The sequence below is a fragment of the Bacteroidota bacterium genome (assembly GCA_034723125.1).
Classification (GTDB): Bacteria; Bacteroidota; Bacteroidia; order CAILMK01; family JAAYUY01; genus JAYEOP01.
On sequence record JAYEOP010000578.1, the window covers coordinates 1 to 1,573 of the forward strand.

The window sequence follows — 1,573 nt, forward strand, 5'->3', positions numbered from 1 at the left end:
CTGATACTTGTTGTACATATTACAAAAGTTTTAAGAACAAAAACACCTGAAAAGTTCTATCCTTTTCTTCCTAAGTTATCAATTACAATTTTTATAATTGTTTTGGGGTTTTGGCTTGGTTGTTTGGGTTTTTAGAATTTGACTGTTGACTGAAGACTGTGGACTGTTCTAGACTGCCGACTGATTTGTTTATATTTTCACGCAAAGACGCCCCGATACAGTCATTCTTCCTTATGGGGCAAGTAAAGAACGCTAAGAAGAATTGTTTATTTGTTTATTTGGTGATTTGTTTATTTGTTTGAGTATGCAAGATACTGCTGACTTCTTTAATTGAAAGCTCCACGATACCGTCATTGCGAAGGAGGAACGACTGTGGCAATCTGATGAGTAGGAGTAATTTCTCGCAAAGACGCAAAGAACGCTAAGAAGAATTGTTTATTTGGAATTTGACTGCCGACTGTGGACTGCCGACTTTTTTATTTGAAAGCTCCAAGATACCGTCATTGCGAAGGAAGTATGACTGAAGCAATCTGATGAAAGAATTGTTTATCTGTTGATTTGTTTATTTGATGATCCATACGGACAAGTTTTGTTTATTTGGAATTTGACTGCTGGCTGGAGACTGCCTACTGCTGACTGAGGACTGTTCTTGACTACCTCTGCTAAAAAGCCCGAGATTGTTGCGGTCGTACATCCCTCACAATGACGATTTTATGGGTTGTTGTTGTAGGAATTGTTTATTCGTAACACATAACTCTAAGTACTTTAGGCACTTTAAGTACTTCTTTTTGTTTATCCGTAACACATAACTTTTAGTTTTCAACTCTAAGTACTTTAGGCACTCTAGGCACTTTAAGTACTTCTTTTTGTTTATCCGTAACACATACCTTTTACCTTTTAGTTTTTACCTTTTAGTTTTCAACTCACCTCAAAATCAAAACACTCCCCTTAAAACTCTCCCTTTTCCCCATAGTTCCTTTGGCGTAAATTTGATAATAATACGCTCCTACCGGGCAAGTTTTTCCTTTGTATTTTCCGTCCCATGAATCGTGAATATCGTTGCTTTCAAATACTTGCTCTCCCCAGCGGTTGTAAATTTTTATGTTGTATTCGATTATGAATGTTCCTTTTATTTGGAAACTATCGTTTACTTCATCTTCGTTTGGTGTGAATGTGTTTGGTGCGTAAATATGAAATTCTGTGGGAATGCAGACTTCGTTTGAAATTGATTTTATACTGTCGCCTTTTCTGTTGGCAACAATTCTGTAGCAGTAAAATTCTTGGTTTATTTTTGTGAAACTGTCTGTGAATGTGTAATTTTCCTGTAAAGACAATTCATGAATTGTCTCTACGAGGGTAAATTTATTTTTTGATTTGTTGAAAATTTGTATCTCATAACTTTCAACTCCTTGTTTCCATTGTTCATAACCCGTCCATTTTAATTTTGGGTAAATGCTTTTTGTTTCTGTTGTAAGGAGAATACTTTTGCCGTAATTTGTGTATTCGCTTTTGTAATCGCAACTATCAATTACAAACATTCTGTAAAAATATGATTGTTCATCAACTCGGTTGT

At 35.4% G+C, this 1,573-nt stretch carries 1 protein-coding gene; it reads right to left on the reverse strand.

The features are described 5' to 3' along the window. Positions 1–923: 923 nt before the first annotated feature. The coding region (locus U9R42_14545) for a gliding motility-associated C-terminal domain-containing protein (GenBank protein MEA3497243.1) at positions 924–1,573 on the reverse strand (650 nt) is incomplete at its 5' end.